At 49.0% G+C, this 26,579-nt stretch carries 24 protein-coding genes; 6 read left to right on the forward strand and 18 right to left on the reverse strand.

Annotated elements, in window-relative coordinates; all coding sequences use genetic code 11:
* Window positions 1-96 precede the first annotated feature (96 nt).
* From ACFPYJ_RS27010 to ACFPYJ_RS27020, 3 genes are all read right to left on the reverse strand, one after another.
* Window positions 97-1,425, reverse strand: a complete 1,329-nt coding sequence (locus tag ACFPYJ_RS27010) for a 5'-deoxyadenosine deaminase (RefSeq protein ID WP_379191353.1) — start codon at window positions 1,423-1,425, stop codon at window positions 97-99.
* Window positions 1,426-1,628: 203 nt separating this feature from the next.
* Window positions 1,629-1,973, reverse strand: coding sequence for a hypothetical protein (locus ACFPYJ_RS27015; protein ID WP_379191354.1), 345 nt, complete (start codon window positions 1,971-1,973; stop codon window positions 1,629-1,631).
* Entirely contained in the window at window positions 1,970-2,323 is a 354-nt protein-coding gene (locus tag ACFPYJ_RS27020) for a hypothetical protein (protein ID WP_379191355.1), read from the reverse strand. The genes ACFPYJ_RS27015 and ACFPYJ_RS27020 overlap by 4 nt, the downstream gene beginning before the upstream one ends.
* 165 nt (window positions 2,324-2,488) lie before the next feature.
* Here ACFPYJ_RS27020 and asnB point away from each other — a divergent pair, with 165 nt between their 5' ends.
* The 3 genes from asnB (at window position 2,489) to ACFPYJ_RS27035 (ending at window position 5,984) form a co-directional block, all read left to right on the forward strand.
* Entirely contained in the window at window positions 2,489-4,333 is a 1,845-nt protein-coding gene (gene asnB, locus ACFPYJ_RS27025) for an asparagine synthase (glutamine-hydrolyzing) (RefSeq protein WP_379191384.1), read from the forward strand.
* A 298-nt stretch (window positions 4,334-4,631) separates the two neighbouring features.
* The gene (locus tag ACFPYJ_RS27030; protein WP_125653563.1) at window positions 4,632-4,832 is read left to right on the forward strand and encodes a cold-shock protein; all 201 of its coding nucleotides are present in this window, start codon (window positions 4,632-4,634) and stop codon (window positions 4,830-4,832) included.
* A gap of 321 nt (window positions 4,833-5,153) precedes the next feature.
* Window positions 5,154-5,984, forward strand: coding sequence for an AAC(3) family N-acetyltransferase (locus ACFPYJ_RS27035; protein WP_379191356.1), 831 nt, complete (start codon window positions 5,154-5,156; stop codon window positions 5,982-5,984).
* 74 nt (window positions 5,985-6,058) lie between these two features.
* On the opposite strand, the gene rdgB is transcribed toward ACFPYJ_RS27035, so the two are convergent.
* The 3 genes from rdgB to ACFPYJ_RS27050 form a co-directional block, all read right to left on the reverse strand.
* A complete protein-coding gene (rdgB, locus tag ACFPYJ_RS27040; RefSeq protein WP_379191357.1) occupies window positions 6,059-6,703 on the reverse strand; it encodes an RdgB/HAM1 family non-canonical purine NTP pyrophosphatase in 645 nt (214 codons plus the stop codon).
* The gene (gene rph / locus ACFPYJ_RS27045) at window positions 6,700-7,446 is read right to left on the reverse strand and encodes a ribonuclease PH (RefSeq protein ID WP_379191358.1); all 747 of its coding nucleotides are present in this window, start codon (window positions 7,444-7,446) and stop codon (window positions 6,700-6,702) included. Before rph ends, rdgB begins: the two co-directional genes overlap by 4 nt.
* Window positions 7,447-7,655: 209 nt before the next feature.
* Window positions 7,656-8,720, reverse strand: coding sequence for a GerMN domain-containing protein (locus tag ACFPYJ_RS27050; protein ID WP_379191359.1), 1,065 nt, complete (start codon window positions 8,718-8,720; stop codon window positions 7,656-7,658).
* 149 nt (window positions 8,721-8,869) lie between these two features.
* Here ACFPYJ_RS27050 and ACFPYJ_RS27055 point away from each other — a divergent pair, with 149 nt between their 5' ends.
* Entirely contained in the window at window positions 8,870-9,409 is a 540-nt protein-coding gene (locus ACFPYJ_RS27055) for a phosphatidylglycerophosphatase A family protein (RefSeq protein WP_379191360.1), read from the forward strand.
* Between the two features lie 104 nt (window positions 9,410-9,513).
* Here the strand turns inward: ACFPYJ_RS27055 and ACFPYJ_RS27060 are convergent, their stop codons facing one another.
* Window positions 9,514-10,071 (reverse strand): SMI1/KNR4 family protein, encoded by a 558-nt coding sequence (locus ACFPYJ_RS27060; RefSeq protein ID WP_379191361.1) that lies wholly within the window; start codon window positions 10,069-10,071, stop codon window positions 9,514-9,516.
* Window positions 10,072-10,679: 608 nt separating this feature from the next.
* Here ACFPYJ_RS27060 and ACFPYJ_RS27065 point away from each other — a divergent pair.
* Window positions 10,680-12,485 (forward strand): ABC transporter ATP-binding protein, encoded by a 1,806-nt coding sequence (locus ACFPYJ_RS27065; protein ID WP_379191362.1) that lies wholly within the window; start codon window positions 10,680-10,682, stop codon window positions 12,483-12,485.
* 330 nt (window positions 12,486-12,815) lie between these two features.
* Here the strand turns inward: ACFPYJ_RS27065 and ACFPYJ_RS27070 are convergent, their stop codons facing one another.
* From ACFPYJ_RS27070 to ACFPYJ_RS27120, 11 genes are all read right to left on the reverse strand, one after another.
* On the reverse strand, window positions 12,816-13,679 hold the full coding sequence (locus ACFPYJ_RS27070; RefSeq protein WP_379191363.1) for an aminoglycoside 6-adenylyltransferase: 864 nt from the start codon (window positions 13,677-13,679) through the stop codon (window positions 12,816-12,818).
* Window positions 13,680-13,763: 84 nt separating this feature from the next.
* Window positions 13,764-14,609: an aldo/keto reductase gene (locus tag ACFPYJ_RS27075; RefSeq protein ID WP_379191364.1), complete on the reverse strand. Its 846-nt coding sequence runs from the start codon at window positions 14,607-14,609 to the stop codon at window positions 13,764-13,766.
* A 126-nt stretch (window positions 14,610-14,735) separates the two neighbouring features.
* Window positions 14,736-14,975 (reverse strand): NUDIX hydrolase, encoded by a 240-nt coding sequence (locus tag ACFPYJ_RS27080; RefSeq protein ID WP_379191365.1) that lies wholly within the window; start codon window positions 14,973-14,975, stop codon window positions 14,736-14,738.
* Window positions 14,972-15,532: a histidine phosphatase family protein gene (locus ACFPYJ_RS27085; RefSeq protein WP_379191366.1), complete on the reverse strand. Its 561-nt coding sequence runs from the start codon at window positions 15,530-15,532 to the stop codon at window positions 14,972-14,974. Before ACFPYJ_RS27085 ends, ACFPYJ_RS27080 begins: the two co-directional genes overlap by 4 nt.
* Before the next feature lie 35 nt (window positions 15,533-15,567).
* Window positions 15,568-16,077, reverse strand: coding sequence for a GNAT family N-acetyltransferase (locus ACFPYJ_RS27090; protein ID WP_379191367.1), 510 nt, complete (start codon window positions 16,075-16,077; stop codon window positions 15,568-15,570).
* Between the two features lie 128 nt (window positions 16,078-16,205).
* Window positions 16,206-16,823 (reverse strand): NUDIX hydrolase, encoded by a 618-nt coding sequence (locus tag ACFPYJ_RS27095; protein WP_379191369.1) that lies wholly within the window; start codon window positions 16,821-16,823, stop codon window positions 16,206-16,208.
* A 218-nt stretch (window positions 16,824-17,041) separates the two neighbouring features.
* Entirely contained in the window at window positions 17,042-18,544 is a 1,503-nt protein-coding gene (locus ACFPYJ_RS27100; protein WP_379191370.1) for a discoidin domain-containing protein, read from the reverse strand.
* Entirely contained in the window at window positions 18,541-20,115 is a 1,575-nt protein-coding gene (locus tag ACFPYJ_RS27105; protein ID WP_379191371.1) for an alpha-amylase family protein, read from the reverse strand. Before ACFPYJ_RS27105 ends, ACFPYJ_RS27100 begins: the two co-directional genes overlap by 4 nt.
* A gap of 110 nt (window positions 20,116-20,225) precedes the next feature.
* On the reverse strand, window positions 20,226-21,866 hold the full coding sequence (locus tag ACFPYJ_RS27110; protein WP_379191372.1) for an ABC transporter substrate-binding protein: 1,641 nt from the start codon (window positions 21,864-21,866) through the stop codon (window positions 20,226-20,228).
* Between the two features lie 237 nt (window positions 21,867-22,103).
* A complete protein-coding gene (locus tag ACFPYJ_RS27115) occupies window positions 22,104-23,876 on the reverse strand; it encodes a cache domain-containing sensor histidine kinase (RefSeq protein ID WP_379191373.1) in 1,773 nt (590 codons plus the stop codon).
* Entirely contained in the window at window positions 23,851-25,410 is a 1,560-nt protein-coding gene (locus ACFPYJ_RS27120) for a response regulator (protein WP_379191374.1), read from the reverse strand. The genes ACFPYJ_RS27115 and ACFPYJ_RS27120 overlap by 26 nt, the downstream gene beginning before the upstream one ends.
* Window positions 25,411-25,614: 204 nt before the next feature.
* Here ACFPYJ_RS27120 and ACFPYJ_RS27125 point away from each other — a divergent pair, with 204 nt between their 5' ends.
* A complete protein-coding gene (locus ACFPYJ_RS27125; RefSeq protein ID WP_379191385.1) occupies window positions 25,615-26,565 on the forward strand; it encodes an ABC transporter permease in 951 nt (316 codons plus the stop codon).
* The last annotated feature ends 14 nt before the right edge of the window (window positions 26,566-26,579 follow it).

The raw sequence follows: 26,579 nt of genomic DNA on the forward strand, positions 1-26,579 counted from the left end.
GATTGAATACCGGTGCGCGCTGGCAGCATAGCTTTTTTCTAATGTCTACTTGACAGGGGTATGACCACATAGCGAGTTCACCGGTTTTTTTATCGATTATATGCGTTTGAGCAGCCTTGCAATCGAGCGGTCCGCTTCACGCAGGACTAGGCGCTTATCAACGGTACGCACTTTACCGCGTTCAACGACTCGCTTCCCATCCACCCAAACCGAATCAACATTGCCCCTGGATGCGGCATAAACGACTCTGGAATACGGATCGGCTTCGTAGGAGGGGAAGGTGTGGAAGTCATTCAGATCCAGAAGTGCCAAATCCGCTTTCTTCCCGGCTTCAATGGAGCCGATCAGGTGATCGAGCCCAAGCGTCCGTGCACCGCCAATCGTAGCCATCCGCAGCACAGTGCGCGCATCCATCGATTCCGGACCGCAGCGCACCTTATGCAGCAAGGCGGTCAGCCGCATTTCTTGAAACATATCCAGTGTGTTGTTGCACGGAGCGCCGTCAGCACCGATGCCGATTTCCACACCCTGCTCCAGCAGCTCAGGCACCATAGCGATACCGGAAGCGAGCTTCAGGTTCGAGCCTGGACAATGAGTCATTTTCGTTCCGGTACGTCTTATAATTTCCCGCTCTTCGTCGTCAAGCCAGATGCAATGAGCAAGTACCAGCCGCGGTGAGGTGAGTCCAATATGATGCAGATAAACGATATTGCGCATGCCGCGCTGGCTTCTGACCAGTTCAATCTCTTCGAGATTCTCCGCCGCATGCGTATGTACAAGCACATTATAATGTGCAGCTAAGTCCCTTACCTCAATCAGCAGCTGCTCTGAACAGGAAACGACAAACCTCGGACAATAAGCATACCCCAGTCTGCCGCCATCATGGCCGTGCCATTTCTCCAGCAGTCTCGTGCTCTCGGCTACGGACTTGTCTGTCTGCTCTTGGAGTCCTAGAGGCACATCTCCGCCCGCATCCATCATGACTTTACCGGATATCGCCCGAATGCCGCTGCTCGCCATCGCTTGAAAGGCCGAATCCGTATGGCTTACCGTCTCCATATCAAGAATCGTGGTCGTACCGCTCCTGAGCAGTTCTCCGATTCCAAGCATGGCCGAGTAATAAACCGATTCCTCATCATGCGCTGCTTCCAGCGGCCAAACACGTTTGCGGAGCCAGTCCATAAGCGCCATATCATCTGCACGCCCGCGGAATAAGGTTTGACATAAATGAATATGGGTTTGTACGAAGCCAGGCAGCAGCAGCTTTCCCTTTGCTTCAATGACAGTTGTGTCGGCATCATGCTCGGTGATGGTTTCACCGACGGACACGATCCGGTCATCCCGCAGCAGCACGTCGCCGACTACGATTTGATCTTGATCATTCATTGTTACAATTGTGGCATTCCGCAATAAGGTTGTACCCATGAAGCCGCCTCCTCACTTCGCATGCATCCGATAAGCGGTGGTTACCGCTTTGCGAATATCACTTTCGCACCTATTGTAGCATGATCGAAGAAAGAAGGCGGAATTTTCAATCAAATGAATGGCAGTCGTCTCTGTGCGGAATATAGGCGTGTTTGCTGCTCCACGAATTGCGGATTGGAACATTCGGTTTATTTATCTTTTCGTTAAACATCCAGAAGTCGATGTAATTCGGCTCTGACTCCAGGGTAGGAGAGCACCTGCTCCTTGAAGAGTTCCCGCTCTCCCCAATTCGTCTTCATGGTAGTAGTTTCAAACAGCTCCATGCTGATGTCCGAGTAGGCGCTGTGCATACTGTTGTCGTACCAATCAATTTCTGATGAGGCATCATTCTTCACGATGGCAACAAGATCATAGTCGTTATCTTGAGAGGTCCCGAAGAACGCAAGCAGCTCCGGCGCTTCAAGCTGATCTGTTCTTACCTCAACCTCGCAGCAGCGAATTCCATCCCGGTCGATCGCACGGCGTACATGAGCCCCTGTAACCGTCATTGCAGGCTCCCCTCCGAGAAAAGCCCCATTGTAGCGATATGGCTCTTCGTTTCGGGCGTTCCCCATTTATAAAGCAATTTGTAAATATCCACGAGTAGCCCGTCCACGCCCCTGTTGATCTGTTCGTCAGATGCTGATCCGAAAGGACTTTGAGCAAAATGGATCATCTCCGCCTCATCCATAGAAGAGAGCTCATCGAACAGCTCCCCAAGCTGATTCCGTTCTTCTTCATTAACTTCTATTACCAGCTCATAAGCAGCAGCCGTCGGATCTTCCAAAATCGAGCCCGCCTGTACGGACACATAATAAGGTTTACGCGCGTAAAATGCTTCATCTTGATTATTTGTCACGCTAGAAACTCCCTTTCCTAACATTTCTCAAGGAAATGTGTAGTTCGTATTTGCTTGTTTCCGCCATCCTTTAGCATCCCCAGGCGGACAGACATTATATGCTTCACAACCGCATAACCATCTTAGTATCGCTGTTTATGCCCTGCAAAGAGAGGAATGAGAACCATGTGTGGATTCACCGGCTGGATCGACTGGACGGATGACCTGACCAAACAATCTGCGACGCTGGAAAAGATGACCGGAACGCTGGCAAACCGCGGACCAGATGCCTCGGGCACCTGGATATCTCCGCACTGCGCCCTCGGACACCGGAGACTTTCCGTTATCGACCCGATCAACGGTGCGCAGCCGATGGTTCGTACCACTGAAGATGATACGTATGTCCTCGTATATAATGGAGAACTATACAACGCGCCTGAGCTGAAACGGGAGCTTGAAGGCCGCGGCAGACGATTCACAACAACTTGCGATACCGAGGTATTGTTAGTGGCTTATATGGAATGGGGCCCTTCCTGCGTCGAGAAGTTTAACGGTATCTTTGCTTTTGCTCTCTGGGATTCAAAGGAGCAGCAGCTATTTCTAGCGCGCGATCGCCTTGGAGTGAAGCCGCTGTTCTTTGCCAAGCAGCTTGGCCGGTTTATATTCGGTTCCGAGCCGAAGGCACTGCTGGCCCATCCAGCCGTCAAACCGGAGATAGGTCCGGAAGGATTAGCCGAGATCTTCATCGTCGGTCCTGCACGTACGCCAGGGCATGGCGTCTATCGGGATCTCTCTGAGCTGCTGCCTGGCCAATGTGCAATTGCCAACCGGTCAGGCGTTTCGATTGCGGCATATTGGAAGCTTGAGAGCAGGCCGCATACCGAGGATGCTGCTGCAACGGCACGCAAGGTAGGCGAGCTGCTCAGCGATACGGTTGAACGCCAGCTTGTTTCTGATGTCCCGCTATGCACCTTATTGTCAGGCGGGCTTGATTCAAGCGCGCTTACAGCACTGGCTGTTAGCTACTACAAACAAACAGGACAAGGAAATGTCCATACCTTCTCAGTCGATTATGTAGATAACGATAAACATTTCAAGTCACATGCCTTCCAGCCCAATGCCGACGCCCCTTGGATTGAACGGATGACCAGCTACCTCCAGACGGAGCATCATCCGATCGCTTTCGATACGCCGGAGCTTGTTGAGGCGCTTCGTGATGCCATGCTTGCCAGGGATTTGCCGGGAATGGCGGATGTGGACGCATCACTGCTGCTTTTCTGTAAAGAGATCAAGAAAGAAGCAACCGTAGCAATCTCAGGAGAGGCAGCCGATGAAATATTCGGGGGATATCCATGGTTTCACCGCGAGGATGCCTTGAATGCAAATACATTCCCCTGGTCGCTGGCTGCAGGCATGCGTGCTGATCTGCTGTCTCAAGATGTGGCTGCTTGGATCAAACCGCTTGAATACTTGGGTGACCGTTATTCGGATGCGATTGCGGAAGTCCCAAGGTTAAATGGCGAAGATGCTGCAGCTTCTCGTATGAGACAGATGTCTTATCTGAATATTGCCCGGTTCATGCCGACCTTGCTCGACCGCAAAGACAGAATGAGCATGGCAGTCGGGCTCGAGGTACGTGTTCCTTACTGCGATCACCGGCTCGTGGAATATGTATTTAATATACCTTGGCAGATCAAGATGACCGGTGACCGTGAGAAAGGTATTCTTCGGCAGTCGCTCGAAGGCGTTCTTCCGCATGATGTGCTGTACCGCAAGAAAAGCCCTTATCCCAAAACACATAACCCGAACTATCTATCAGCCGTCCGCTCAAGACTGCTCGATATTCTGAGTGATGGTAATTCTCCGCTGCTTCCCTTAATCAATGTGAAGAAAATCCGGGAGATCGCGGAGTCGGAAACGGCAAGTTCTAACCTCCCATGGTTTGGACAGCTGATGTCCGGACCCCAACTTTTTGCCTATTTATTGCAAGTCGATATGTGGCTGCGCGAGTATCGCGTATCGATCCGGTAATTCAACTTGCAAGCAAAAGCCCCGTATACTGGCTGTTCCTGTCGTCCTTACGGGGCTTTCTCAGTAGGTATATTCGAGCATATGGACGCGTCTTATTTTCAGACAAATTTCGCATTAAATAAAAACCCATTTGCTTTGTTCATTTCAGTGTGGTAGGATACGTCTATAAGCAAATTAAACCTTAAATTCACTTATTGAAAAGGTTAGCATTTGTTAATGATACCCTTTTCAATGTGTGATTTTTTGTTATTAAATTTCAAAAAAAACATATTAAATAAACTTTTGGAGGTCATTCAAAATGGCACAAGGAACAGTTAAATGGTTTAACGCAGAAAAAGGATTTGGTTTTATCGAGGTTGAAGGTGGAAATGACGTATTCGTACATTTCTCCGCAATCCAAGGCGAAGGCTTCAAATCCCTTGACGAAGGACAACACGTTGAATTCAACGTTGTTCAAGGCAACCGTGGACCACAAGCAGAAAACGTTGTAAAACTGTAGTTTTCCGTTTTCGAGAGACAGCCCTTAACATTCGTTAAGGGCTGTTTTTTTATGTCTGCACCGTTAATGATTCGGTCCCCCGACAGTGAACTGCAACACATACAGGTTTTTATGCGTATGGAGGATGAGGTGATGATATGCGTATACGTTACATTGTCCTATTAGCGGCTTGTTTACTCTCGGTCTCTTCTTTCACTGTTCACTTTGAGAAAACGGCCGGTCCATCCGTTACAATAGCGAATACCATTCACAACCAGGTTAATAGCTCTCCGGCAAGCCCTCACATACCTTCCTAATCAATCGGCAGAGAGGAACAAGGCTATGACAATAAATGAATCGGCTGCACCAGCTTCCATCTCCTCGCTTAAACGCGATTTTACTGCTGCAGGAGTCCGTAATGGAATGACTCTGATCGTTCATTCCTCAATCAAATCCCTTAATCGCTGGATTATAGGCGGGCCTGCTGCCATAATTCTGGCTTTGGAAGAATTGCTGGGCGAAGCAGGCACACTCGTCATGCCTACACATACCGGTGATCTATCCGATCCTGCACTCTGGCAAAATCCGCCGGTTCCCAAGGAATGGTGGGAGCTGATTCGTGCGGAAATGCCTGCTTTTGACCGGGATTTAACGCCAACTTGGGCAATGGGTACTCTTGCGGAAACATTCCGCAAGCAGGCCGGTACACTGCGAAGCAATCATCCGCAGCTTTCTTTTGCCGCCAGAGGGCCTGAAGCACAGCGAATAACACAGAACCATTCACTTGCCAATGGCTTAGGTGAACACTCTCCCCTTGCGAGGCTCTACGACTGCAAAGCATGGATTATGCTGCTCGGCGTTAATCATGATAACAACACCTCCCTTCATCTTGCAGAATACAGAGCCGACTATCCTGCCAAACAGAGAACGAAAATCGGCACAGTCGGGACCGCAAACAGTCAGAGAGCATGGATTACCTTTGATGATATTGTCTTTGATACCGAGGATTTCATAACGATCGGAGAAGCATTCGAGGCAGAGACAGGATTAGTTCGTATAGGGGAAATCGGAGATGCTGAAGTTCGTTTGATGCCGCAGCGGGAGCTGGTCGATTATGCCGTGCAGTGGATGGAGAACAACCGTACCCTTACTCCTTTCGGAGGAGATAATTGAGAATGATATCGTACTCGTATAAAAAAGGACCGCAAAGCCTCTTATTGAAGCTAAGCGGTCCATTCCTATTCCAGTTAAACTTCTTCCAGCTTCTGCAGCAGCTTCGCAAGTGCCGCACCCCGATGACTGATCTTCTGCTTCTCTTCCACCGTCAGCTCGGCCATAGCGCGCCCATGAGACGGCAGCCAGAATAACGGATCATAGCCGAATCCGCCGCCGCCATGGGGCTGATCTGCAATTTGACCTTCTACATAGCCTTCTGACTCCACGAATTCGCCCGTCGAAGGAATGAACAGGGCTAACGCACATACAAATCTGGCCGGGCTGAGCAGCTTCGTTCCATCCTCTAATTGTCCGAGTGCTGAGCCTTCATTGGCAGTCAATATGGATAGCTCGGAGAGCAGCTTCGCGTTATTAAGCGCATCCGTCGCTCCGGGGCCAGCGTACCTGGCTGAGTAGACACCGGGTTCCCCGCCGAGTAATCCAACCTCAAGTCCTGAATCATCGGCAAGAACAGGCAGACCGAGTGCGACTGCGACTTCTTTGGCTTTCTTGCGGGCATTATGCGAGAAGGTTGTCCCATCCTCCACCACATCAGGCAGCTTGGGATAATCAAACATACTGACAACATGCATACCCAGCTTACCGAATGCATGAGCGAATTCTTTTACCTTGCCTGCATTCTTGGTCGCTACGACAACGGTATCCCCCTGCTTCATACCGTAACTACGCCAATCCGTCTTCCTTTATCACCCAAAGCTTCACGCTGCTTAGCTATAAGTCCATGGATTCCGTCTTCGGCAACTCCGAGAAGGGAATCAAGCTCCTGCCTTGTGAAAGGTGCTTCCTCACCGGTTCCCTGCACCTCGACGAATTTACCCGAGCCTGTCATCACAACGTTCATATCGACCTTTGCTTTGGAATCTTCATCATAATTAAGATCGAGCAGCGTTTTCTCTTGAATTACGCCAACGCTCACTGATGCCAGATAGTCTGTAATCGGGTATTTGGAAAAATCAACCGTTTTAGATAGCTTGTTCACTGCAAGCGACAGGGCAACAAATGCGCCTGTAATGGAAGTTGTACGCGTTCCTCCATCTGCTTGAATAACGTCGCAATCGAGTGTAATCGTCCGTTCGCCGAGGGCCTGCAGATCGACAATCGAACGCAGCGCGCGGCCGATTAAACGCTGAATCTCCATGGTGCGTCCAGTCAGCTTACCTCTGGCGGATTCACGCTGATTCCGAACCTGTGTTGCCCGGGGCAGCATCGAATATTCCGCATTGATCCAGCCTTTGCCTTGACCCTTCATGAAAGGCGGCACTCGCTCTTCAACCGAAGCGGTGCATAACACCTTCGTATCGCCAAATTCGACTAATACCGATCCTTCGGCATATTTGTTCGGGCTCATCGTTATGGTAACCGGCCGTAGCTCGTTCCACTGTCGTCCGTCTGTTCTCATGTTATGTAATCCTCCATATTCAAGTTGCATGCTCCTATTGTTCAGTTCGGGCAGTGCATCTATCCTATTTTACCAAAGTCAGAAGTGAAAAGCATCCGCGGTCCTCTCCGGGCATTCGATAACCCTGCCCACGCAAAAAGAAGCTGCTCCTTCCGGTCATTTGCATGACTTTCCGGCTCAGCTTCTTATTCTCTACAAATGCCTAATGCCTATGATTTGAACGCGTTCACATGTTCCGGACGGCTTACCGGTTTGCTGTATGACTGATTGTTGGTGTCGATTACATCGGTTTTGCCGTTCAGCTTGATCTGAACCTTCGTCGCATTGGTATTCTCAGTCAGGGCAAGTATAACGGCCTGCAGCATTTGTGCCGGCTCCTTCTGCCCTTCTTGATAAGCGTCGTCCTGCAGCTCGACAGTTACAACATCCTTCGTCGTTGTAACGCTCTTCACGATGACATCCGGAGTGATTACGGCTGTGAGAGGATCTGTATCAAGCGGGCCGCTGATCAACTGCTCGATCGCTGATTTTGCCTTATTATCCGAACGGTTAACCAGACGTGTTACCGGGACATAGTACGATTCGTCATCTGGTGTTACTGCTGCGAAGTATAGTGTAACCGGAATCGATTGACTATAGTTCACTCCATCTGCAGCCTGCAGATTGATACCCACAGCGCGGGTAAGCGGTCCGTCAATCGGCAAGCCATCCACCGGCATTTCGGCGAGCTTCTGGCCTTCCATCCAGATTTCCACATTTTTAATTCCCTGCATGCCCGTCAGCGTCCAAGTAACGGCTTCAACAATTTGGCGTTCTTCCGCAGCGGTATAATCACTGAATGATTTGGAGAAATCAACGATAGCCAGGTTCTGATCCGGAACCAGGTTGAACTGCTTAACCGTTGTCCCTTTTGGAAGAATGGCTTGGAAGCCTTCCGGCAGCTCACTAGCGAATTGACCGTCCTCCACCATCATTTCAATTGCTTTCTGGCCGGCTTTCTCCGATTCGCCCAGTGATGCAAGCACGGTAACTGGAGCCAGCAGCCCATTTTGATCCTTGAGGTAAAGAGTCATTTGCGATTGGTCTGTCTGCTGAGCGGCAGCAGTGTCTACCCCATTGTTATCCGCAGCACCGCTTACATTCTGCGTGCTGTTTTGCGGTGGGTCAATGGATTCGCTCGCTTCTTGCGAGAATAATCCACAACCGGTCGTCAGAAGGGGCAGCGCCAGCGCTCCGGCGAGCGCAGCCCGGCGAAACAGGCGATAGTGAGTCATGTCGATTTTTCCTCCCCATGGGTTAGTTGATGGTTGAACAGCTTGTTAGGCGTTTGGTACAAGTACCTCTTTTGTAGTACTATGTATACGAGCCCTCCCAAATAATTAGACCAGTTTTGTCCCACAAATTGAGACAAGAGGTGATCGCTTTGCCTAAATCCAAATTGTACAGCCTAAACAGCCAAACAGTTGCAACAGCCACAAGGGAATGGCTCCTCAAACGCGGTGTAACGATACCGCAAATTGGTGAACTCGTCATGTTCCTTCAGCAGAGTTATTATCCGGAACTGACTCCAGATGAATGTGAGCGGTATGTAGAGGCAGTGTTGTCCAAGCGTGAAGTGCAAAATGCGGTGTTGACAGGCATTCAGCTTGATATGCTTGCTGAGGAAGGCAAGCTCCTCCCGCCATTGCAGGAAATGATCGATAACGATGAAGGCTTATATGGGTGCGATGAAATTCTGGCCCTGTCGATCGTGAACGTCTACGGAAGCATTGGCTTCACAAACTTCGGTTATGTTGATAAATTAAAGCCCGGTATCTTAAAGAAGCTTAATGATAAAGAAGATGCTGCTTGCCATACCTTCCTGGATGACATTGTCGGCGCTATTGCAGCTGCTGCGAGCAGCCGTATTGCCCATCGCAAGCAGGCGGAGCGCGAGAATATAATCGAACCTCCGATTGATTGAGGTTGATTTCAAAGCAAAAGGGTTACAGCGTGCAATTAATACTGCACGTTGTAACCCTTTTTTATAGAATTAACCGCCTGTTGTCCGGGCGTTATTTATGTCAATCATTGTTCAAAATCGAAATCCCCGCTCTCAAATACAAATTCCGCATCGTTCGCCTCATAAGTCTGGACCAGGTATTCGAACCACTGCCGGTAACTGCCAGCTAGTATTCTCCGCTCCGCCCCGTCATGCCACATACTGATGATTTGCCCGCTTGTTCCGCTATCAGCCGGAAATAGATCGAGGCAATGATGATTGCCAGCACCGTCATACGTTAATGGAATCCAAGCCGGCTGCCACCACGTGCTGACAATACCCGTTTGAACGTCGGCATCGAAATCTGCAAATATACTCTTGTCATAGAGGTCTTTCCAAATCCGCCATTCTTCTAAAATCCGCTCCGCAGATAGAAGCTCCCATCCAGCAATGAGCCATTGAGCGTCACCTGATTGACCATTGTGAATGTGCAGCGATTCTCTTAAATCAGCCGGCAGTGTGAAGCCAATGGCTGCTTCAAGCTCAGCAATCTCCAGTTCGCTTGCCCCTGGCAGCAGATCAGCGAGCACATCAGGCGCCTGCTTCTGGAGCCACTGCTCCATTCTATCCCATAATACTTTCATTGCTATTTGCTCCCCCGCCAAGTTCTTCTTCATCACATACCAGCTATCCTTTCCTCAATCCAGAACCGCCTTACCACATTGCCGTTTTCTTCTGTAAACTCTGACTCAACACTCCGCCATTATTCATAATGGTCCGTTCAGAGCCTACATTCGCTTTATCACAAACGACCAAAACGCTGCTGATTCCGAGCGTTCTTGTCGGTTTAAGCGGTGCCGGATATTGACTGCCCCTACCATTTGGTTCTGTTCATCCATCAATTTGCTGATCAATCCAACTTTCATGTTTGCTGTCCATTACCGTAAACCTGGTCCTGATTCACCCAGATATAGTGGCCATCACGTAGAAACACTCCCTCACTATCAATGTAGTCTTGGTATTAGTTCCCATTATAACCTGCCGCCCCGTTTAGAAAATGTACAAAATTATCATAAATGAGCGCTGTCTTTATCCAAATCACTTCTTTCTCTGCTTCCCAAAAAATGGTATAGCGTTTCTAGAAATGCCTTGATATAATCTCCCTAGTATTGGCATCTTACATGCGGATTTTTTTGCAGCAGCTGTTCTGACAGCGCTTACTTCATTCATTTTTTTATATTAGGAGGTTGTCATGAGCTTACGGCCACCAGCCAAACGAATTACTGATAATCATAGGAGATCCGTCCTCTCGCTGCTTAAGGACAAAACCTTCCGCAATCTGTTATCGATTGTGAAGACTTACAAATGGTATTATATCGGCGCGGTCGGATCTCAGCTGCTGCTAACGGCTGCTGCGCTGTTTTTCGCCGATACGAGCCGCCGGCTGTTTGATCTAGCCCCTCATGTACCTCGAAACACGCTAAGCCAAATCATCCTTATGTTTGTGTGCATTGCCTTATCACAGCTCGTTCTTACCTTTCTTAATAACTGGCTCCGTTCCGCGCTTAATGAGTCTGTTGTCTATGAGATGCGGCGCAGCATCCTGAATCATCTGCAGCGTCTACCCTTATCGTTCCACGAAAATAACCACAGCTCCAATTCGGTTAATGTCATGAATAATGAGCTGGAGATCGCGAAGAATTTCATCGTCTATGATGTACAGCGGCTGATTGCTCTGCCTATTTCCTTTGTGTTCGTGGGCATTTATCTTCTATCTGTACACCCGCTGCTCGGCGCGATCGCAATTGCCATCGGACCGCTGCAGATGGTAAGTAATTTGGTCCTGAAGTCAAAATTCCAGCAGGCGGCAGAGCTGCAAAACCTCGTAACCCGTGACGTATTCTTCACAATAGGAGAAACCCTGCACGGCATCCGGGAAGTAAAAGCGAACCAGATGGAAGACAGTGTGAACGCACGTATGGCTGAGATCCAGAAGCGCGGAGTTGCCTATAATGTGCTGTTAACCAATATCAGTACGATTCGCAGCATCACAAAGGATCTGCCAGGGCATGCGGGATATCTGACCGGTATCGGTATAGGGGCAGCCTTAATGACATCGGGCGATATTGGCGTCGGGGGCTTGGTTGCGTTTATCACCCTGCTTGATAAGGTTGCTGAACCTTTCACCGTACTTGTGGATACGATCAATAATTTGCAGCGATCGGTTTCCGGAGCCAGACGCTTGTTCGAAGTGATGGATATGGCGGAGGAGGATACTAGGGCAGGAACGGTACTTGAAGCCGGCGCACCAGCTATTCGTTATGAGAACATTGGCTTTCACTACACGGAAGGAGCAGAGACGCTCCGCAATCTATCCTTTACCATTCCCGCCGGAAAGTCGCTTGCACTTGTCGGGCCAAGCGGAGCCGGTAAAAGCACCATCGTGAAGCTGCTTTACCGTTTCTATGATCCTCAGCAAGGCCGGATACAGGTAAATGACAGGCCGCTTCAAACCTATGCCATTCACTCCATTCGTGAGCGGATGGCACTTGTATCCCAAGATATTTACCTGTTCGACGGCACAGTCGCTGCCAATATTGAAGTGGGCAAGCCGGGAGCGAGCCGGGACGAAATCATCCGCGCAGCTAAGCTTGCACAAGCCTATGCATTCATTGAGTTATTGCCAAATGGAATGGATTCTGAGATTGGCGAGCGTGGAATTAAGCTTTCTCATGGTCAAAAACAGCGGTTATCCATCGCACGGGCGATTCTGCGTGATGCTTCACTCCTCATTCTCGATGAGCCGACCTCAGCACTCGATGTTGAGACCGAGGCCTCTTTTCAACGGGATCTTGGAGAATGGGCGAGCGGCTGTACGAAAATCATTATTGCGCACCGGCTCTCTACGATCAGAGACGCGGATTATATTGTTTTTCTGGAACACGGTGAAGCGGTTGAGTTCGGCACAGCCGAAGAGCTGCTCCGTATGAACGGACGTTTCCGGAGCTATTGGGAGAAACAAGGCCGTGAAATCGGTGAAGAACAGTCTGTCGTGTGACAGGCTGTTTTGTTTTGTTCCATCATCAACAGCAGTGGGGAACCATCTACTGCCGTGGATTACTCCGAAGGGCACCCGGCAATAACGAGGCGTCCTGCTGTTTGCGCGTCATCTCTCGCCTTGTTGAAGCTCATCAGATCAAGCCTCCGCCAAACGAGGAGAAGACTGTCAGCACCACAGCTATGACTGACAGTCTTCTCCTTCGAAATTAAACATGATTCCTACCCGCGTTCGTTTTCATCCCCGCCCAGCTCCGTCCATAGATTGGTGCATCTTATAGACGGTGAAGCAACTGGGAAGCTGCTACTGAAAGCAGCGTGAAATTAGAAACTAAGCATCCTGGGGCAGGTTCCGTATCTGATTGAAATATTCGGTAACCCGCCTGTCATCCTCATGAGGATACGTATAATCGAAAAATGCTGCCACAACCTGCGCAATCTCGCGAAATAAGCTGGTCATGACATATAATGACCGCCAGATGTTCTCATAGTCGGCATCGCAATAGGTTGCAGCAAAAGCAGCCCAGTGCTTCGGTTCGAGATGTTTTTCAAAATATTTGCCCAGCTTGCCTGGATCAGCCTTGAAGTCCGAACGGATGGCAATGTGCCAGTTCAACATTTTCATAAGCATATCTCTGACTGGACCGTCAAACATAAACTTTGCATAAGATAGCTCTCTTCGCCAAAGCCCTTTCACGATATAAGTGCTCACCCACCAAAACTCATTGCAGCAGTGCTCGAATTGTTGAGAGGTAGGCGGCTGGGTCAAGTAATCCTTGCTGCTTGCAGGCGGCAAAGGCGGAATGATCTCGTCTTTATCCAGCAGCAGCTTGCTTAAGCTGTCCTGCTGCATATTCGCCATTTTCTGAACGGGAAACATCGTAAGATCGATCCGATTACCATCTATAAACTGCATCAGGAAGGCGAACTTCCCGTCGCTGTTCTCCCCGGGCGCGGGAACCTCCATCTCATCAGGGGTCTGAATGATCATTAACTCGCCAAAGTAACTGATCCAGCTGCGGTCACGGACATAATCGTCCACAGAGGTTACCAGATAAACAATATCATAATCTTGAAACCGATCGCGGGGCGCATCCGGATTCACACGCGAGCCATTCATAATAACGGCCCGTACTCGCTCATCTGCCCTCGCGAAATCAAGAATTAAATCCATCATGACCTCTTCGCTTCGCATCACAAGCCTCCGTTCGGATTCAGAATGATGAATATAGAACCATCCTCTACAGTGGGAAGATGGTTCCCAATTCTAAATAGGTCATTATGCAATCGCATTCAGTTGTTCGATATCCGCTGCTGATAGAGTCACTGCTGATGCGCCTGCGCTGTTGACGATATTCTTGGCACGGCTGGCTCCCGGAATCGGCAGTATAACCGGAGAATGCTGAAGCAGCCAGGCTAACGCGACCTGCTGCGGAGACAGGCTGTTCTCTGCTGCGATTGCCGCTAGAACCTTGTTGTCGCCGAGTTTACCCGCTTGACCCATCCCGTTCAGCGGGCTGTACGGCAGGAATGCAATACCAAGCTCCTCGCATCGTCTCAGCACTGCCGCTGAAGAACGGTCGAAGACGTTCATCCGGTTCTGTACACTGACGATTGGAACAATGGAGAGCGCTTCGTCGAGCTCTTCTACAGTTACATTAGATAGGCCGATATGTACGATTTTACCCGCGCGCTGCAGATCGGCAAGAGCGCCGATGGAGTCTGCAAAATTCACTTTAAGATCAGGGTGGTGGAACTGATACAGGAATATATCATCCCTATCGAGCGCCTTCAGACTCGCTTCGCATGCTTCCCTCAATCGCTGCGGGCGGCCATCCGTCTCCCACTGGCCTTCTGGGCGAAGCAATCCGCCTTTAGTAGCCACATAGGCTTCAGGATGATTCTTCAGCGCTTTGGCAAGAACTTGCTCATTATGACCCATTTCTGCTGTTTCCAGACAGTAGGAATCTGCCGTATCAAACAACGTTATCCCCGCTTCGAGTGCAGCATTAATGGCTTCAATCCCTGTTTCTTCAGATGGACGGCCATGAACCGAGATCGGCATACAGCCCATCCCTATTTCTCCGACACTTACTCCAGTTGTTCCGAGTACTCTATTCTTCATGTTCTTCATCCTCCTAGTCAGGTCACTTTATTATGAACAGATATATACCGCTTACATTTTGGGGTACACTACCTTGAGTTCGACCTTTGAATGGAATCTCCTTCATCCTCAAGACAGCTCTATTATTTAAAACTCCACATAGAAGGGCTGCTGCGCCTCATCCAAACAGAGCTCAATCCGCTGCTTGAAGTTTTTCCAAGTGACCATCTGAAGCGTCTCTTCAATTGCAGCTTTGATCGATTCACCTTCCTCTACCTGTCCGCCGGGCATCTCCCAGCCTCTCCGCGGTCCTTTGATTAACAGAATTTCGCTGCGTTCATTAAGGATGACGACTGCAGCTGAAACGATATGCTTAGGAGGGCTCATGGTTCTTCGTTCCTCTCTGTCCAAATTCGTTCGATCTCGGACTGGTTGTTGCCGTGGACAATAAGTTTATACACGTCGGGATTGGAGAGATTCTTCCAGCCCTCAATACCGAATTCTTTGTCATAATGCCTTATGATCAGCGACATAAGCGCACCATGCGTGACAATGGCAGCATGAGACTCTTGTCTTGCCAACAGCTCCTCAACAACTGCAATTGCTCTGACCATCGACTCTTTTGTCGATTCTCCGCCTGTAAATTTCAGGTCGGGGTCTTCATAGGCTAGCTTCAGCTTGTCCTGCCAATCCGGATAAGCTTCCGAACTTAATACATATTCAGTCAATCGCTCATCCGTATGCAGGGCGAGGCCTCTTGCGGAACAGAATGGCCGGATCGTATCCACTGCTCTCACCCAAGGGCTGGATCGTACATAATCAATAGAAGCATCAGCCAAGAAATCCGCCAGCGTTTCTGCTTGAATTCTGCCTGCTGGCGTCAAATTCGCCGATGAATCCTGACCTTCTGCTTTACAATGCCGGATGAGATAAATAGATTTCATAGGGCTCTCCTTCGTATTAGCTGCAGCCACTGAGGCTAAATTTTCTCATACAAGCTGCTTTTCCACCCGTTCTCCCATACCTTGACTCCTTGAAACGTGAAGCCATGGTCTTGATAATACTGATTTAACCGCTCATTATCAGCCATGCAGTCCAATCGGACCAGGTTCTTCCCTGCATTCCATATATAATTCTCCGCCCATTCCAACAAAGCGGTTCCAATGCCTAATCCCAAATAATCGCGGCTTACAGCAAAGCGATGGATGTAGCCGGAATCTTCGTTATCCAGCTCCTCCCATATGAAGGGGTCCGACCACCCTACCAGTAAAGTCCCTACGATCTCTTCCTTCATCTCCCCTACATATAATTCTGAACCGTCATGAAAACATTCATAGACGCGCTCAAGGGTAAAATACGCAGGGTCCCATTGCCGAATCCCTTTGGAGTGGAGCCAGTTTGCTGAGCCCTTCCAAAGCTCCAGAACCTTATAACTGTCCTCAAGCGCTGCACGCCGGACAAGAATAGGCGGCTTTTCACTCGTCTGCATCGGTTGCTCCTTTATTCATGCCTCTATAGGCAGCTATGATTTCAAAATTAACTTCTGATAGCTTGCGATATCAAGCCTTCTATATATTCGATGCTGGTATTCATATGCGTTCTCCTCCAATTTCCGCTTTAATCAACAAACACGTCCTGACTGCCTGACTTCATTTGCAGGAAAAGGCTCTTAATCTGCTGCTCCGTATTCCGCTCTACGGATAATTCGGGGAGATGATCCTCATCGAAAAACCCGGCTTCCAGCGTCTCCATCCCGCCCGTCGCTTCACCGCCCGTTATTTCGCAATGTATAAATATCTTATAGACATGAAAGGGTGAAGGAGGATGGTGATGAAACTTTTTATCTAATATACCCAGCAGTCTTATCGGCTTCACGATGTAACCCGATTCCTCCTGAATTTCCTTAACAACCACTTCTTTTGGTGACAGACCAATATCCGCCCATCCTCCCGGCAGTGCCCAGGCGTTATCCAATCGTTCTTTAACCATTAAGATCTTGCCTTCATGAAAAACAACGCCGCGTACATCTACTTTCGGCGTTGCATAGCCGGTTTCGCTGGCGAATAACGTTTTGATCTTGTCGATCTCCACGTCGGTGTACGTGTTCATAATTTCGATGCTCAAGTTTCGTAATTGTTCAAAGCGGTCTAAATCATAGATATCCTTCGAGTACGCAAGCCCTGCTTGACTAATGGATTGTATTTGCTTTGCCCATTCAAGCCATTTTAGCTGCATGGTTGTTCTCTCCTTTATCCCATTCTCTTAAGTTCCACTCTACTTGGAGATAATATCGTTTCTATTTATATGCTGTTCTATTATAGCTTGAATATTTTTCCTATTTCAAATGGAATAAAACTGAAGACCGATCATCGAACCACCCAACCCTCAATTGAAGCTGCACTTAATCGGCAAAAGGCGGCGGGATCACCCGCCGCCTCGTACCGCTATGGGTATTACTCGTTTGAATAAACGGTAAAAATTAAATCCCGCTTCCCGTTATTCTCAGTCGCCCACGTCTTGCCGCCATCTAGGGATAACCTTTCATACCCATCCGCATACGTGTCATTGTCGCTGTATGCAAATCCATAGTTGTTATCCGTCGATGCCGTGTCAGCTGATTTCGGGGATTTGAGGATCAACCCGTATTTCTTGCTCTTATCCAGGTTTTTCAATCTCGGATAGATCGAATACGGACTGACGCTCCCCGGAATATTGTACGCCGGCAGAGAGGCGGAGAAAATTTTCTCCTGCGGATTGTCGTTTTCATCCAAGGTTACGATATCAAAATAATAGGCATCTGCCGGGACGGTATTTACGTAGCTTTCATAGATGTAGATGTCCAGCTTTGGCAGATCACCATTGTTCAGCTTAAACACCTGCATCCGCTGCACACCGGCTCGTAGATCCGAATAGCTGGCATACTCCGAATTGCTGTTGTCCTGAACGATATTCGAACCGGTATTTCCTTTTATATAATAGGCTTCGATCTCGCTTACCGACGGAATGATGTAATTCGTTTTCATATAGAATCTGATTTTCGAGGTCGATACCGACTTGAAATGAATCGTCTTGTTATCGCCTACCGTGAAGCCTTTGGTGATGTCGACGTAGCTTGTGCCATCCCAATACTGCAGGGCGTAATTGGCGATTTGGAAGTTAGCGCCTTTATACTCCTTAATGACAACCTGGTTGACCGCTGTAACCTTTCCAAAATCGATTTCCGCCCACTCATTGTTGAGATGCCCGCCCGCGGCGCTCCACCTCGTAGACCATCGGCCATCTGTCAAATTCGCTGCTTCATACCCGGAATCGCTCCAGGTCGACGATACATTCACAGGCTTCCCAAGAGCGAGATTCACCGCCGTTTCACCTTGCTTGCCCGATCCGCCTTTAGCCACTTTGATAATCGCCGTGCCGTTAGGGGGCAGGTTGTACGTGAATTGACCCGACGCCTTCCCAAGTTGACTGCCCGTATAAATCTCCGACAAGGTGTAATTCGCGCTGCTATTCAAACCGAGGTCTGATAGATTGACGCTCATCGATGCCTCATCTTTGCTGTTCCAATTGGAGAGGCCCACATACACATCGCCATGCTTATCGGCTGTATAAATAACATCCGGAGCATGCTCGCCCTTATGATAGAAATTCGTCATGCTGACAGGCTTGGCAGCTCCCCCGTTTGCGACGATGTTAAGCAGCTGCTTGTTCTCGAGGATATTCATCCGATCTTCAGACAGGAACGGTATATTATCGCCGATCAGCCAATGCCCGCCTCCTAATGCTGCTGTCGTCGCCAGCAGTTTTCCTTCGTTTTGGCTGTATTTATACCAGAAGCCTTGAGCGAAGTTCTCCGGCATGATCATGTCGGGATCATTGTAGGAATAAAGCGTTCCGTTGGTCCACCAAGACGCAATGTCATTGAATGCCTGTCGTTCAATTCCGGAGTAACCGTTCACTCCGATTGAAGTATCGCAAGCTGCTCTTCGCCCATGCGCGAATGCCGCGGGCAGAAGCGGGGCAATCGACTCATTGATGTAATGGGGCGATTGGCAGCAAGAACCGTCTCCCGGATAATGCCCATTCCGATCCGGTAAGCTTGGACGCCGTTGACCGCCGGATCATAATGCTGCCCTTCGTACATGCCCATATCAATGAAGTCGAGCTTAAGATAATCGTAGCCCCAATCCACGTACTTCTGGATTGCGCTGCGGATTGCCGTTTGGGCAGCAGGATGTGATACGTCCATTGCATATGTACCCAAATACGTCCGGATCAGCTTCCCGTTCTCGTCTTTGAGGCAGATATCCCGGTACGTATAAGCCGTCCCCGGAATCGGCAGATCAAGCCATGCATCATAAATGGTGAAGGGGGTCTGATAACCTCCGACCTTCAATCCTTTGCTGTGCACATAATCGGCAAAGGCTTTCATTCCATCATCGAAAGGCAGGCTGGAATCCGGCTGGAAGCCGCCATCCAGGTTGAAGTAGGTGTACCCAAGCGGCTTGAGATGCTTGGCCATATAGTCGACCATCGGATACATCGCTTCAGCGCTCGCATAGTTGTAATGAGAGTAGTAGGTGTTGTAGCCCATCGGCACTTCGCCTTTCCACTCCATATGAGGCTCGCCGGCGTTATAGACGTTCCCATATTCCTCAAGCCCGGCTTGATAATCCTCGTAGAATCCGAAGAAAAACCGGTCTGAATGAATCATCTGCCCGCTCTGTGAGCCTCCCCAGTTATAGACGCTGAAAGAGGTTAGCGGTCCATTCGCCTGCTCCGCCTGACCGAGCTTCTGACTGCTCTTCCAGTTTTTCACGGTGGCGGCTCCCGCTACAAAGCCCTGCTTGCCGACGTTGTCAAATACTGCGGAAACCCAGTAGCTGATTCCGTTGAACGGTTCCCATTTCAGCTGTTCCCCTTCGAACCGGTCGGCGCCGTTTTGACTGCTGCCAAAATCGCTCACCGGCGCTACGCCAAAATCAAAGTTATTCGTATACGGGGTGGTCAGGATTCGTTTATCCGTACCCGCGCCGATATCAAGAAAAGAAGTTGATACGGGCTCGAGAATATCGACGGCCCGGGCTTCAGGGCTGCTCACGCTCATATCGGATAAGAAGTAAGACTGATCCGGGTAAAGGTACAAATTTAAGGTAAGCGTTGAACCGGAATCCAGGGCGCTAAGTATCGATAGCTTCACCCCGTCCCGGCCGTAGACGTCACGATCCAGCTTACTCCACTCTGCTGTCCGCGTCGCCGGATCGGACGAGCGGTACCGAGCAGCGTCGCCGGCGAACTTAAAGTCCGAGCTGAAGTCACGGATAATCATCCGTTTCCCCCAAGCGAAGCTGCCAAGACCCGTGGACAAATCATAAGTAAGCGTATACTGTCCATTTGAAGCTTCCACAATCTTGTTCTTCTGGCCGACCGTCAGTTTCGATGTGGCGAAATTCACCTCAGGTATTAAAGTCCCTCCCATAATAAGTATCATTAAGACAGCAATGAATCGAATCCGGAACGTTGTACGCATGGGTTACCTCCCTGGCAAATAATCGAATGAGAATAGTGTCAAAACCGCCTCGCATGGCAGAAGCCAACGGGCGCATGCAAGCGCCCGAACCGGCTCCCCGAACTTCAACGTTACTTCCACAGCTCTAATCGCTTGTTGTAATTGTCCGTATAAATCTTTTCGAGCTGCGATATGCCTGCCGTCTCCAATTCCTTCATCATCTTATCGTAGGTTGCAACAGCCTCCTCCTGAGAAGGAGCCATCACCATTCTCGGGAAATACTTCGAGATCGTTTCGCTCACCTTCTGCTGAATAATGGCTTCCGGCGTACCGCCGCTTGGACCCAAATTGTCATAAGCCGCTGTGTCGATCGAAGTGTCTGCAAGATTCTTGATGGCCAGCGCTGAGACAGGATCCGTCTCGTAACGGCCGATTAAGTCATAAGGCGTACCATCGGATCCGGGACCGTTCTTGATCGTCCAGGTCCATTTGCGGATTCCGGTTTCCTTGGCATAGCCGGCCCAGTCCTTCTTGAAGCCTGCTAAGGTTTCAGGTCTTGGCACATGCTTCCCGTCCTTCATATCCCAGTCCTTGCCTTCTATGCCCCACATCATGAGATACTGGCCTTCTTCGCTGGCCAGAAAGTCCAGAAACTTAATAGCGCGAACCGGATCTTTGTTGCTTTTGGAGATGCCGATACCGTCCCACCCAAGGGAGCTCTTCAAACCGTAAGTCGCTTTCGCCGGGTCCACTCCGGGAGCGACAACTTTGTACGGATAAAACTGGCTCTCATCCTTGAGCGCCGGATCCTTGGCTGCTTCTTTCAGAATTGCATTAGGCTTGCCCAAATTCCAAAACGCATCGGCCGTTGCAAAGTAGCTGCTGCTTGCCAGCTTCTGTTCATACTGCTGCGTCTTGTTCGTTGCCCACTCCGGATCGATCAAGCCTTGTGTATACAGCGAATTCATAAATTTGATCATGTCCAAATATTTCGGATCCTTCACGTCGGTTTTCAGTCCGCCGTCCGTTTCATAATAAGGCATAATACCGTACATTCCTTTGAACGATCCCGTAATCGCGCCCATATTCTCGCCGTTGAAGGTCATCGGAACCGTCGGCTTACCATTGATTGTCGGGTATTTCTCTTTATATTTCTTGAGCAGATCTACAAACTCATCCGAGGTGAACGGCTGGCCGTTGTTCACTTTATCGCCAACGCCAAGCTCCTTCATCACGTCCATTCGCATGAGAAAGCCGAATACCGGGTACTGTTCAAGCCCATACCAATTGGCCAGATAGTAGTTCTTCCCGTCTGCGCTTCTCGTTTTCTTGAGCATATCCCCGTACATTTCCTTAATATGCGGCCCATATTGGTCGATTAAGTCGTTCAAGGGAATGAGGGCTCCCGCAGCAATATATTTCTCAAGAATGTCGCCTCTGCCGATATCCATCACATCAGGCAAATCGTTGCTTGCGAGCATCAGGTTCAATTTCTCGGATGGATTGCCCGTAGGCTGCTGAATTTCCAGAGAAACATTGGTTTTCTTCGTTATTTCCTTCGCTACCGGATTATCGAAAGAATCACCGACATTCGCATCAAAGAAGGTGAAGCTAACCGGTTTACTGTCTTGGGATTCCTCACCGGCTTCCGCCCCTGAAGCAGCAGTTGTTCCTTCATTTGCTGCAGGCTTGCTGTTGCCGCCGCATCCAGCAAGCATGGATACCATTAAAACCATGGCGACTGTAAATCGAAATTGCCCTTTTTTCCACATCGCTTTCGTTTCCCCCTCAAAGTTTTTGCGCTGCTTCCCGTTTATTCCCCGCGAGTCAATATCCGCTCCGGAAGCATCCGCTTATGAATGACAGCGATTTCAAAGAAACATATGGCTCAACATGCCTTCGTGTCGAATGAATCGCTGCCGCCTAGGTTTATTGTAGTCACCCTGCCCTGCCGCTATCTATATCACTTTGCATGCAAATATAACGGAAAACGACTTTCATAACGTGATTTATACCGTTTTCGGTATCCGGATGCATACCGTCGTTCCGATCCCGAGTCTGCTGTGAACCTCAACGCCATAGCGGTCACCGTAGGCCAGCTGGACACGTTTGTGCACATTGTAAATGCCATATCCCAGCGTCTGATCTGGCTTGCCCTGCATCCTTTCCATGACATCGCGGGGGATACCCATCCCATCGTCAATAACAAAGAGCAATAGATTGCCCCCGTCCTGGGCAAGCTTAATCACGATATTAATGCCGCTTTCCTCCTCCCACATCGCGTGATTGATGCAGTTCTCGATGAACGGCTGCAGGATTAATTTAAGCGTCGAAAAATGAAACAGCGATTCGTCGAGCACGTAATGAACGGTGAACAGCCCCTCGAATCTGACTTTCTGAATCGAAAGATAGTGTTCGGTCAGTCTGATTTCCTGCTCGATTGTTATGCTTTTCTTCCCTTTGCTCAGTGAAATCCGGTAAAACCTCGCCAAATCATCCGCCATCAGATGGCTTTGCTCATTGTTGTTGGCAACGGCAAGCGCGGAGATGGAGGCTAATGTGTTGTATAAAAAATGCGGAGAGATTTGCGCCTGCAAACTGTCCATCTCCGCTTCCTTCTGGGAGATTTCCTTCTTGTAGACATCATTAATCAATTCCTGGATCGTAACCGCCATCTTCTTCAAGGCAAATGAAAGCTGCCCGACTTCGTCAGTCCCCATCGGCGGGAAATTCACGTCAAAATACCCCCGCTCCACTTTGCGGATCTGCTGCAGCAGTGATTCGAACCGTTTGGTCATCAGTTGGCTCGTACCGTAGATCAGAGCGACCGCAACGGCAATACAGACCAATGAGATATACAGCATTTTCTTAGATGCGCCTGATGCTTGTCCGATTAATTCGTCGTAGGGAAGCACAACGAGCGTTTTCCACCCGTTATGCAGTGATTTCTGAACAATGATCGACGGCTCTCCATCGATGTCGCCATAAATGGCAGCGCCTTCACTTAATGCTGCTCCGTTCTTGCCGCCTGGCAGGATTTCGGAGATATTCCGGTAAAGCGGCTTTTTGACGCTGGACGTAATGATATTGCCTCTCTCGTCGGAAACGTATATCGTTTTGTTTTTGTTCTCCTTTTCGATGAGCGAATAGATTTCCCACTCCGATATTTCCATCGTCAGAATGCCGTACGGGTAATTTAAGCTCAAATAATTCAATGAACGGGCGAGGAGAATGACCTTATCGTTCGTAGCCGAGTTATTCAAATAAAAGTTCGTAACTTGCCCCTCTGCGTGAAAGGATTGGGCAATCAGCGATTTAGGAAGCTCTCCCGTATGCTTGATGAAAAAGCCGTCCGAGTAAAGCGATTCATTGTTGGAATAGATTGTAATCGATTTCAAATTGGGATTCATTGCCAAGATCTTGTACAGCGATTTGTTAATATAATCGAAGGCGTCCAGAACGGATACATCATTCTTCTTATAGTGATTCAGCAAATAATTGCGAAGCGACGTGTCCAAATAGATTAACGTTGAAATTTGCGAATAGAGATCAAGCTTATTCTCGATGTTGTTGTTGATCTGATCCAACGTACCGCCTACATTATCGACGGCCTGCCGGATAAGCTGATCCTTGATCGTATGGTAGGAATACGAGACCAGAAAGGAGACAGGTAAAATCGTAACGAGGAGAAAAACGAGAAAAAGCTTGCTTCTGAACCGTTTATTAATCAGATTCAAATACATTTTCTGCAGAAGGTTATAAAAACTTTTTGCGATATTCATTGGGCGTAACTCCTTGCGTTTTATAAAAGAACGAGCAAAAGTATGATGTATTTTCGTAGCCGACTTTTCGTGCGATATCATGTATTTTCAAGGTTTTGTCGTGCAGCAGCTCCACCGACTTGTTCAGTCTGATCCTGGTCAAATACTCGTGAATGGTGCAGCCCTTCTTCTCTTTGAATAACACTCGCAAATAATTGGGCGATAAATAGACCTGGCCCGCCAAATATTCTATCGTAAGCGATTCATAATATTCGCTTTCGATGATATCGATTACTTTCTGCACCAGCAGCAAATGGCGGTCCTGCTGCCTTCCTTCTTGATAAGCGATAATCTTATCGGTCAAATCAAGTATGAAATCTTTGATATCGCCTATATATTCGGCTCCTTCAACCTTTTGGGTCCAATCGCTTAATTCGCCAATGGCAGCAATCGAGCGGTCCTCGTATTTGGCTAACTCGGACGTTATCGCCTTCAGCAGCTCCACAGTTACCTCATAGACGAGCTCTTTCGTGACTCGAAGCCTGGTCAGCAGGTCAAAAAAATGATGAATATCCAGGGTTGCCTGCTGCCTGTCCGATAAATCAATCCTCTTCAGCAGCCCCTCATACTCAGCCTTAAAGCCGAGGTCAAGCCGGTCGTGAAGCTTGGCCGAGTGGACGATATGCCCGGGTCCAATGAAGAAGCGCTCGTTTACGGCATTCTTGGCTGCTTCGAACATCACACGCCCATGCTGCAGCGAATGCCTGGCGTCGCTTACGCCGATCGTCACAGTCGCGGCAAATGCAGCTTTGATGGCATCAGACAATGCCAGCCATAAGGCCTCATAATCGGCCCCCTCTTCATATTGGAGCACAACGAGCCACTCCTGCTCATTCAACCTCAAAAGGGTTCCCTCTGCCGCGAAATCGTGGAGCAGCGCCTGGATGACATCAGCCGTACGGGAGATGTCATCCAGGCGCTGCTGCGATTGGATTGTACGGATTGCAGGGTGGCTGTCGACACTAATTAAAGCGGTTACAAATTTCATGGCAGCATACTTGGGAGCCATGCTAACGAGCTCCAGCCAGACTTGTTCCCTGCTCACACTTTCTTTTACCGTCAATAGATTCAAGGTATGACTCTCAATCAGGACCTGCTTGGAGCGCCTAAGCAGCTTGGCCTTCTCCACCTCTTCCTTCACTTTAGCCATAACGGAGGACAGTTCATTCCGGTCAATCGGTTTGAGCAGGTAGCCTACTGCCCCTGATTGAAGCGCTGATTTGACATACGTAAATTCATCATGCCCGCTTAAGAAAACGACCTTGATCCAGTCGTATCGTTCTTGAATTAATGAGGCGAGCTGCAGTCCGTCCATAAACGGCATGCGGACGTCCGACAGCACAATATCCGGCTGCAGAACTTGAATTTGCTCCCAAGCCTTCTTCCCGTTTTTGGCGGTGCCGACAACCTCGATCCCCATGCCCGCCCAATCGATATGGTTTCTCATCAGGTTCAGCTCAATCATTTCGTCCTCAACAAGCAGTATAGTCAGCAAGCCGAATCCCTCCCACTTTTCCAGATCAGCTCTTATTATACTACCGGCATGTGCAGCGAAGAAGGGAAAAAAATGGCTCCTCCTCATGTAAGATGTTTTCCCGTACATTTCTGCACATTGTTGTATTGATAGCCCAAATTACAAGCCCGTATAATTTTCACATTACGAAAGAAAGAGGTGCAGCCGATGGAAACGGCCGTTACGATGATTCGCAAAAAGGAAGCTGGGGCCTCCAGAAAATTCAAGCACCGACTGATTGAGCAAAGATATCTCCTGCTCATGCTTCTTCCTGCGATTGTATGGGCGGTTCTATTCGCCTATCTGCCGATGGCCGGACTCTACATGGCCTTTATCAATTATCAACCCTCGCTTGGGAACTTCTGGAGCAGCATGTTTCATGGAGAGTTCATCGGGATGAAATGGTTCGATTATTTTTTCAGCAACGGCGACTTTTACATCATTATGAGAAATACGCTTGCCTCCACAATGCTGACCCTGCTCGTATCCTTTCCGATTCCGATTATCATTGCGATCGCAGTCAATGAAATCAAAAGCGCCATGTTCAAGAAAACGGTGCAGACCGTATCTTACCTGCCGCATTTTATTTCTTGGGTCATTGCCGCCAACATCGTTGTAACCGTTCTCTCTTCGGATGGAATCGTTAATAATGTGCTCAAATGGCTGCATCTGACCGACAACAGCATTTTGTTTTTGCAGGAAGGCAAATACTTTTGGTGGATTGTGGCAATCGGCAACACGTGGAAGGAAATGGGCTACAGCTCGATCATTTATCTGGCTGCGATCTCATCGATCAATCTGGATCTGTACGAAGCGGCCAAAGTAGACGGCGCCGGCCGATTCAAGCAAATTATCTATGTAACGCTGCCGCACTTAAAACCGACGATCGTTATCTTACTCATTTTCTCGCTGGGAGGCGTGCTGAACGCCGGGTTCGACCAGCATTTCCTGCTAGGCAACGGGCTTAACCAGGATTATTCCGATGTTCTATCGACGTATTCGTTCCGCTACGGACTGCAGAACTCCATGTTCTCTTACGCTTCAGCCGTCGGATTATTCAATTCCGTCGTCGCCTTCATTATCGTCATCATCGTTAATTTCGCAGCCAAGAAGTTCAATAACCAATCATTATTTTAGGGAAGCAGGTGCAG

The organism is Paenibacillus solisilvae (assembly GCF_042656405.1).
GTDB classification, from domain to species: domain Bacteria; phylum Bacillota; class Bacilli; order Paenibacillales; family Paenibacillaceae; genus Paenibacillus_Z; species Paenibacillus_Z solisilvae.